Annotated in this window: 8 protein-coding genes; 3 read left to right on the forward strand and 5 right to left on the reverse strand. The window is 69.6% G+C overall.

Annotation, left to right across the window (positions count from 1 at the left end):
- From RIF89_RS08150 to dnaK, 4 genes are all read right to left on the reverse strand, one after another.
- Positions 1-217: MerR family transcriptional regulator (locus tag RIF89_RS08150; RefSeq protein ID WP_309068624.1), on the reverse strand; the 217-nt coding region annotated here is incomplete at its 3' end.
- 139 nt (positions 218-356) lie between these two features.
- Positions 357-1,340, reverse strand: coding sequence for a DnaJ C-terminal domain-containing protein (locus RIF89_RS08155; protein WP_309068625.1), 984 nt, complete (start codon positions 1,338-1,340; stop codon positions 357-359).
- Positions 1,341-1,349: 9 nt separating this feature from the next.
- Positions 1,350-2,045: a nucleotide exchange factor GrpE gene (locus RIF89_RS08160; protein WP_309068626.1), complete on the reverse strand. Its 696-nt coding sequence runs from the start codon at positions 2,043-2,045 to the stop codon at positions 1,350-1,352.
- Positions 2,045-3,907, reverse strand: coding sequence for a molecular chaperone DnaK (dnaK, locus tag RIF89_RS08165; protein ID WP_309068627.1), 1,863 nt, complete (start codon positions 3,905-3,907; stop codon positions 2,045-2,047). The genes RIF89_RS08160 and dnaK overlap by 1 nt, the downstream gene beginning before the upstream one ends.
- 183 nt (positions 3,908-4,090) lie before the next feature.
- Here dnaK and RIF89_RS08170 point away from each other — a divergent pair, with 183 nt between their 5' ends.
- Entirely contained in the window at positions 4,091-5,527 is a 1,437-nt protein-coding gene (locus RIF89_RS08170; RefSeq protein WP_309068628.1) for an MFS transporter, read from the forward strand.
- Between the two features lie 12 nt (positions 5,528-5,539).
- On the opposite strand, the gene RIF89_RS08175 is transcribed toward RIF89_RS08170, so the two are convergent.
- Entirely contained in the window at positions 5,540-6,076 is a 537-nt protein-coding gene (locus RIF89_RS08175) for a MarR family winged helix-turn-helix transcriptional regulator (protein WP_309068629.1), read from the reverse strand.
- Between the two features lie 89 nt (positions 6,077-6,165).
- On the opposite strand from RIF89_RS08175, the gene RIF89_RS08180 reads away from it, so the two are divergent.
- Complete coding sequence (locus RIF89_RS08180) at positions 6,166-6,675, forward strand: hypothetical protein (RefSeq protein WP_309068630.1); 510 nt, start codon at positions 6,166-6,168, stop codon at positions 6,673-6,675.
- A gap of 204 nt (positions 6,676-6,879) precedes the next feature.
- Positions 6,880-9,008, forward strand: a 2,129-nt coding sequence (locus RIF89_RS08185) for an immune inhibitor A domain-containing protein (protein ID WP_309068631.1), incomplete at its 3' end; no start/stop codon positions are given.

The following is a 9,008-nucleotide window of genomic DNA, read 5'->3' on the forward strand; positions in this document are numbered from 1 at the left end:
CAAGGCTCACGCCCTCGCCCGACAGACGCGCCACCTCGCGCAGCTGCGCGATGTTGCGGGCGGAGTAGCGGCGCGATCCACCCGGGGTGCGCCCCGGGACGACGAGCCCGATCCGGTCGTACTGCCGCAGGGTCTGCGGGTGCATCCCCGCCAGCTCGGCCGCGACAGCGATCGCGAAGACAGGCGCGTCCTCGTCGATCTCGTACGAGTCGCTCATCCGCAGCTCCTCAGCTCTTCCCGTCTGTCCCACTATCCGTCGGTCGAGCGAGCGAAGCGCGTCGAAACGCGGTGCCGCCCCCGGAAGACGCCGCCCCGTGTCGGCGCGGCCGCTCCGCTCCTCCTCTGGACAGCCGGCATCACGAGGACGCCTTGTCCATCAGTTCGGCGCGCGGGTTCCCCTGCGGCCCCACCTCGACGAAGCGCGCGAGCGCCTCGCGGGCGTCGTCGTCCAGGTGCGCGGGCACGACGACCTGCACCTCGGCGAGCAGATCGCCCGTGCCCTTCTGCGACGCGATGCCGCGGCCCTTGACGCGCAGCACGCGACCCGACGGCGTGCCGGGTGCGACGCGCAGCTTGACCGGATCACCGCCCAGCGTCGGCACCTCGATCGTCGCGCCGAGCGCCGCCTCGGCGAACGTCACGGGCACGATCACGCGCAGGTTCAGGCCCTCGCGCGTGAAGACGGGGTGCGGCCGCACCGAGATCTCCACGACGATGTCGCCGGCCTCGCCGCCGTCCGGCGACGGCCGTCCCTTGCCGCGCAGGCGGATCTTCTGCCCATCGGCCACGCCGGCGGGAACCTTGATCTTGAACGGCTTGCCGTCCTCGCTCTGCAGCGAGATCGTCTCGCCCTTCGCCGCGGTGACGAAGTCGATGGTCGTGCGGGCGCGCACATCCGCGCCCTTCTGAGGCCCGCCGAACCCGCGGAAGCCGCCGCTCGGGCGCCCGAAGCCGCCCGAGCCGAAGCGGCCCCCACCGCCGCCCTGGTTGAACATCGCGAAGATGTCGTCGAAGTCCTGCGCGGATCCGCGGTTCTGCGTGAAGGCGCTGAAGACGTCGTCGAAGCCGCCCGCCGTGCCCCCGCCCGCCGTGAAGCGCGCGCCCGAGCCCATCGCGCGGAGCTGGTCGTACTCCTCGCGCTGCTTCGGGTCGGACAGCACGCCGTACGCCTCGCTGATCTCCTTGAACTTCGCCTCGGCGGCCGCATCGCCCGGATTCGAGTCCGGGTGATACTGCCGTGCGAGCTTGCGGTAGGTCTTCTTCAGGTCGGACGCGGAGACGTCCTTCGACACACCCAGGACCTTGTAGAAGTCCTTCTCGAACCAGTCCTGACTGGCCATCTGGTCCCCTTACTCGGCCGGGACCGCGACGACGACCTTCGCGGCGCGCAACTCGATGTCGCCGAGCCGGTAGCCGAGCTCGACGACCTCGAGGATCGTGGTCTCCGTGGCGCCGGGGACGGGCTGCTGGAAGATCGCCTCGTGCTGCTGCGGATCGAACGTGTCGCCCGCCGCGCCGTAGGCGACGAGGCCCATGCGCTCGGCCACGCCGCGCACCTTCTCCGCGATCGCGGCGAAGGGGGTGCCCTCGGCGAGATCGCCGTGCTTGTCGGCGCGGTCGAGATCATCCAGCACCGGGATGAGGCCCTTCACGGCCTCGCCCTTGGCGCGCGCGATCTCGATGTGGCGCTGCTCCTCCGTGCGCCGGCGGTAGTTGGCGTACTCCGCCTGCAGGCGCTTCAGATCGTGCAGCAGCTGCGTCTCGGGGTCGCCCTTGTCGTGCTCGGCGGCCTCGTCCGACTGCCCCATGTTGAGGATGTCGTCGACCGTGAGCTCGGGCTCGCCCTGCGCGGCTCCGCCGGGGCCGTCCGCGGTGTTGGCGGCGTCCTCGTCGGCGACCGGCGCGTCCTGGTCCTGAGCGCCCTGCTCGGCGGTCCCCTCCTGCGCCTCGGGGGCGGTCGCGTCGTGCGCACCCGCCCCCTCGGCCCCAGGCTGGACCTCGTCGCCGTCGTCGTTCGCGGGCTGTTCGAAGTCCTTGTCGCTCATCAGCTCTTCTTGTCCTCGTCGTCCTCGACCACCTCGGCGTCGATCACGTCGTCGTCGGAGGCGGCGTTCTGGTCACCGGTCGGCGCGTCGCCCGCGGGGGCGGCCTGCTCGGCCTGCGCCTGCGAGTAGATCGCCTCGCCCAGCTTGGTCTGGCTCTGGTTCAGCTTGTCGAACGCGGTCTTCACGGCCTCGTCGTCGTCGCCGGCGAGGGCCTTCTTGAGCTCGTCGACATCCGCCTGCACCGACTCCTTGACGTCGGCGGGCAGCTTGTCCTCGTTGTCCTTGATGAGCTTCTCGATCGAGTAGGACAGCGTCTCGGCCTGGTTGCGGACCTCGGCGGCCTCGCGGCGCTTCTTGTCCTCCGCCGCGTGCTCCTCGGCCTCGCGCACCATGCGCTCGATGTCGTCCTTCGGCAGCGAAGAGCCGCCCGTGATGGTCATCGACTGCTCCTTGCCGGTGCCCTTGTCCTTGGCGGACACGTGCACGATGCCGTTCGCGTCGATGTCGAACGTGACCTCGATCTGCGGCACGCCGCGCGGCGCGGGTGCGATGTCGGTCAGGTCGAACGTGCCGAGCGGCTTGTTGTCGCGCGTGAACTCGCGCTCGCCCTGGAACACCTGGATCGACACCGACGGCTGGTTGTCGTCCGCCGTCGTGAAGGTCTCGCTGCGCTTGGTCGGGATGGCCGTGTTGCGCTCGATGAGCTTGGTCATGATCCCGCCCTTGGTCTCGATGCCGAGGCTCAGGGGCGTCACGTCGATCAGAAGGACGTCCTTGCGCTCGCCCTTGAGGACGCCGGCCTGCAGGGCGGCGCCGACGGCGACGACCTCGTCAGGGTTCACGCCCTTGTTGGGCTCCTTGCCGGTCTCGCGCTTGACGAGCTCCGACACCGCGGGCATGCGGGTCGAACCGCCGACGAGCACGACGTGGGCGATGTCGGAGACCTTGATGCCGGCCTCGCGGATGACGTCCTCGAACGGCTTGACCGTGCGCTCGAGGAGGTCCTTCGTGAGCTCCTCGAACTTCGCGCGCGTGAGGGTCTCGGACAGCGAGACGGGGCCCGACTCGGTGAGCGACAGGTACGGCAGGTTGATCGACGTCGAGGTCGAGCTCGACAGCTCCTTCTTCGCCTGCTCAGCGGCCTCCTTGAGGCGCTGCAGGGCGATCTTGTCGCCCGAGACGTCGACGCCGCTCGTGTCCTTGAACTGCTTGATCAGGTGGTCGACGATGCGCTGGTCCCAGTCGTCGCCGCCGAGGCGGTTGTCACCGGCCGTGGCGCGGACCTGGATCGTCGAGAAGTCGTCGTCCTTGCCCACCTCGAGGAGGGACACGTCAAACGTGCCGCCACCGAGGTCGAAGACCAGGATGAGCTCGTCCTCCTTGCCCTTGTCGAGGCCGTACGCGAGGGCCGCGGCGGTGGGCTCGTTGATGATGCGCAGCACGTTGAGGCCGGCGATCTCGCCCGCGTCCTTGGTCGCCTGGCGCTCGGCGTCGTTGAAGTACGCGGGAACAGTGATGACCGCGTCGGTCACCGTGTCGCCGAGGTACTGCTCGGCGTCGCGCTTGAGCTTCATGAGGATGCGCGCCGAGATCTCCTGCGGCGTGTACTTCTTGCCGTCGACGTCGAACGACCAGTCGGTGCCGATGTGGCGCTTGACCGACGCGATCGTGCGGTCGACGTTGGTGACGGCCTGGCGCTTGGCGGTCTCGCCGACCAGCACCTCGCCGTCCTTCGTGAACGCGACGACCGAGGGGGTCGTGCGGAAGCCCTCGGCGTTGGCGATGACCTTCGGCTCACCGCCCTCGAGGACGCTGACGACCGAGTTTGTCGTTCCGAGGTCGATACCCACAGCACGTGCCATGTTCTGCTCCTTCTGCTGGACGATGAGTCAAGCTCTCGCGCGACTTGAGCCGCGCTGACTCAAGGATATGTCGGGCGCCGATCCGTGTCAAAGAGAACTTGATATGAATCGGCTCAACTTTGCGAGGAGGCCGTCCCCGTGGCGGAGCACCGGTTGTTCACCGGCCGGCCCTACTCTCGTGGCATGACGCCCGAGGCCGACTCGCCCCACATCACCCCGCCTACCGCGGCCCGCACGGGCACCCTCGGGCCCATCGGCCGGGGCGTCGACGGCGAGCGAACCTCGCGCAGGGTCGTCGCGTCGTGGGCGATGTGGGACTGGGCGATGCAGCCGTTCAACACGGTCATCCTGACGTTCGTCTGGATCGCGCTGTACCTGACGTCGCGTCAGTTCCTGGATCCCGCGGTGCGCGAATCGGGCCTGCTCGCCGACGGCACGTACATGAACTGCAACGAAGGGCAGTACCTGGACAGCGCCTACTGCCAGGGCCTCACGGACCTGTCCGAATGGTGGGGCTGGGCGAACTTCGCGGCGGGCATCCTGATCCTGCTCCTCGCCCCGGTGCTCGGCCAGCAGGCCGACGCCCGCGGCAGCAAGAAGAAGTGGCTCGTCGGCGCAACGATCGCGATCGCCCTCGTGCAGTTCGCGCTGTTCTTCGTCGAGGCCGACCCGAAGTACTTCTGGTTCGGCGCGCTCGCGGTCGCGATCGGCGCGGTGGTGGCCGAGATCGGCAACGTCAGCTACTACGCGATGCTCTCCGAGGTGTCCACCCCCGCCACCGTGGGCCGCGTGTCGGGTCTCGGCTGGGGCCTGGGCTACATCGGCGGCGTCGTCGCGCTCGTCGTGTGCATCCCCGTGCTGTTCGGCCTGGGACAGGACAACCCGCTCGCCTACAAGCTGGTCGCGGTGGTGTGCGCCGTCTGGACGCTGGTGTTCTCCATCCCGATGTTCCGGAACGTGCCCGAGTCCCCCGCCTATGCGGAGTCGGAGAAGGTCGGCTTCTTCCGCGCCTACGTCGTGCTGGCCCGCAACCTCGTCGGGCTGTTCCGCACGAACCGGCCCACCTTCTGGTTCCTGCTCGCGGCGGCCGTGTACCGCGACGGCCTCGCCGGCGTGTTCGCGTTCGGCGCGGTGCTCGCGGCGCAGGGATTCGGCTTCTCGTTCCTCGAGGTGATCGTGTTCGGCTTGGCGGCCAACCTCGTCGCCGGCGTCTCGACGCTCCTCGCTGGCCGGATAGACGATGCGATCGGTCCGCGCCGGCTCATCGTGATCGCGCTCACGGGCCTGGTCGCGATGGCGTTCGTCGTGTTCCTGCTCCGGGACCTCGGGTCGATCGTGTTCTGGATCTGCGGGCTGCTGCTGTGCGCGTTCGTCGGTCCGGCGCAGGCCGCCAGTCGCGGGCTGCTCACGCGCCTCACGCCTCCGAGCATGCAGGGCGAGATCTTCGGCCTCTACGCAACGACCGGCCGCGTGGCGTCGTTCCTGTCGCCCCTCGCCTGGTCGCTGTTCCTCGCCTGGTTCGGAGGCATCGTCTACGGCGTGCTGGGCATCGCCGCCATCCTGCTGATCGGCCTGATCCTGCTGCTGTTCGTCAAGCTGCCGCCGCACGTGCGCGCCTGAGCGGCATCGGGATCATCGCGGCCACGCGTCGGCGAGACGGGTCAGGAGCGCCGCGAGCTGATCGCGCTCGGCGGGGCTGAAGCCGTCGAGCGCCCGTGAGACCGCATCGGATCGCGCACCGCGGCTGCGGTCCACGATCGCGCGCCCCTGCTCCGTGAGCGCGACGAGGGTGCGACGGGCATCCGACGGATCCGCCTCGCGCCGCGCGAGCCCCATCTCGACCGCGGCCTGCACGAGCCGGCTGGCACGCGGCTGATCGACGCCGAGGGCTGCGGCGAGCGCACCGACCGACCTCGGGCCCTCGGCACCCGCCAGCTCCTCGAGCAGCCGCAGGCGCGCGGCGCCCCGGCCGAGCGGACCTCCGTGCGGAGGGCCGCCGAACGGGCCGCCGTGCCCGTGGCGCTCGGAACCACCGCGGTGGTGCCCCGCGTGCGATCCGGCGTCCCATGGAGAGCGGCCGGCCCAGGGCGGCGCTCCGAGGCGGCCGGCACCCCGCAGTCGCGCGAGGGCTTCGGCGATCTGAGCGACGGGGTCACGACTCTCGGTCACGCGTCAAACGTACATGTGTCTTGACATGCATCTCGAATGCATGTCATCCTGCATATACATGCGTTAAGACATACATTTGAAGGAGCACCATGGAGAACGACATCGACGACACCGCCGACCGAGCCCCGCACGACGACACGATCGGCAGCAACGGAGGACGCCGCCTGCGCTTCTGGCTGCGAGCGGCCGAGGGGCTCATCGCCCGCGAGCGCGCCTACGGCGGGCGTGGCGTGCGCCACCGGATCGAGGCCGCGATTCCCGCCGAGGACCTCGAGGTCACGGTCCGCACGCTGGAGGCGATCGCACGCGAACTGGGCGACGAGCACGAGGTGCACGCCTTCGGATCGCGCGCCCGAGGGCCCCGGCACCCCCGCCACGGTCTCGGCCACCGCGTCGGAGGCCGAAGCCTCGGTCGCCACGACCTCGAGGGCGAAGAACTCGACGACCGCGGCTTCCCGAGCCTCGGCTTCGGTCGGCGCGGCCACGGACGAGGCGGCTTCCGGCCTGCGCACCCGCACCGACGCGCGCATCACCACGCGGACCATCACGGCTTCGGACCGGAAGGCTCCGACCGCCGCGGCCGGCATCACGCCTGCTGACACCACGATCGCGGTTTGGCAAGCGGGATGGGGAGCACTCCCCATCCCGCTGTGGTGAGCGGGAAGGTTCATACCTCCGAAACGAGAAAACTGTGACACTTCTGGGATCGGTCGCGCGTCCCCACCGGTGCTCTCGGGCACGAGCCACGCGCGGCCCGAGCGGTGACCGTCCGGCCGCCGCTCGGTTCTATCCCCGGAGGAACAGTGAAAAGACGCACCAGCTGCGCGATCGGCACAGCGGCGATACTGCTGAGCGGATCGCTTCTCGTGCCGACCGCGGCGTCGGCAGCGCCCGCGCCCGACGTCGAGAACCACGACCAGGCGACGGTCGACGAGCACCGTCACAACCGGCCCGACGCGCTGGCAGAGAAGCGCAGCGCGACCAAGCAGCGCGCCGCCGAGCTCGTCGCGACCGGCGACGCGAAGGTCAAGACCCGCGGCAAGGACCGGCACGAAAGCCGCGTCGTCGAACTCAAGCCCGGCGAGTACGTCGAGTACGGCACCGCCGAGACCGCCCAGCTCTTCACGATCCTCGCGGAGTTCAGCGACCAGGCGCACAATCAGATCCCCGAGCCCGACGCCGAAGACAACTCGACGTACTGGGTTCCGGACTTCTCGAAGGCGCACTTCGAGGACATGTTCTTCGGCGAGGGCGAGTCGTTCAAGGACGTCTACGACGAGATGTCCTCCGGCCGCTTCGCGGTCGAGGGCGCCGTGAGCGACTGGGTGCAGCTGCCCGACACCGCCGCCTCCTACGGCTCGAACTACATCGACCCGGAGACGGGCGAGGATCAGGGCGAGACCCAGGCCCAGATGACGCAGTTCATCCAGGACACGGGCGACGCCTGGTACGACGCGCAGATCGCGGCCGGCAGGACCAAGGACGAGATCGTCGCCGAGCTCAACTCGTACGACATCTGGGACCGCTACGACATGGACGGCGACGGGATCATCAATGAACCCGACGGCTACATCGACCACTTCCAGGCGGTCCACTCCGGCGAGGGCGAGGAGGCCGGTGCTCCGGCGGACGCCATCTGGTCGCACCGCTGGGCCGCCGGACAGGCCGGCCTCGGCGAGTGGGGCCCGTCGCAGTACCTCCCGCTCGGCGGCGTGCAGATCGGCGATTCCGACGTGTGGATCCGCGACTACACGACCGAGCCGGAGAACGGCGGCCTCGGCGTGTTCGCGCACGAGTTCGGTCACGACCTCGGTCTGCCCGACTTCTACGACACGGCGGGCGGCGACAACGGCTCCGCATACTGGACGCTGATGAGCTCGGGCTCGTGGCTCGGCCACGGCGACGGCTCGATCGGCACCACGCCGAACCACATGGGGCCCAGCGAGAAGCTGTTCCTCGGCTGGCTCGACTACGAGGTCGTCGAGGCGGAGGCCGACGGCACCGTGAACCTGGGGCCGTCCTTCCACGCGAACACGCGCGGAGCGCAGGCCGCGATCGTCGACCTGCCGGACGGCGAGCAGTTCATCGAGGTGGGCGACGCGTTCGAGGGGACGCAGCACCTGTACTCCGGTTCGGGTGACAACCTCGACGTCACGGCCACGAGCCCCGAGTTCACGGTGCCCGAGGGCGGCGCACTCACGGCTCAGGTGTCGTACGACATCGAGACCGGCTGGGACTACGCGTACCTCGAGGCGACGACGGACGGCGGTGCCACCTGGGCGCCGGTCGAGACGAACCTGTCGACGACGGACGACCCGAACGACCAGAACGCGGGCTTCGGCATCACGGGCGAGTCCGAGGGCTGGACCGCGCTCACCGCCGATCTGTCCGCGCTCGCGGGTGAGACCGCGCAGGTGCGCTTCCGCTACTGGACCGACGTCGCGGAGACGCACCCCGGTTTCCAGGTCGACGCGATCGCGGTCGGTGACGCCCTCGTCACGGACGACGGCGCGACCGACTGGACGCTCGAGGGCTTCGAGCGTCTCCAGAACGGCGGCTACCTGCAGCCGTACAGCCACTACTACATCGCGGAGAACCGCGTGTACGGGGGCTACGACGCGACGCTGCGGACCGGACCGTACAACTTCGGCTGGCCGCTGACCTCGCCCGACCGGGTCGAGCACTTCCCGTACCAAGACGGCATGCTGGTCTGGTACGCGAACAGCCTGTACTCCGACAACAACACGTCGGTCCACCCGGGCGGCGGCGAGAGCCTGCCGGTAGACGCCCGCGCGGCCGCGCTGAAGTGGTCGGACGGCACCATCGCCCGCAACCGGATCCAGTCGTTCGACGCGACGTTCGGCCTGCAGAAGACGGACAGGATCTCGCTGCACCGCGAGACCGAGGCCGGCATGACGACCCTGAAGGTCGG

Source organism: Microbacterium sp. (assembly GCF_031178525.1).
In the GTDB taxonomy this organism is placed as follows: Bacteria; Actinomycetota; Actinomycetes; order Actinomycetales; family Microbacteriaceae; genus Microbacterium.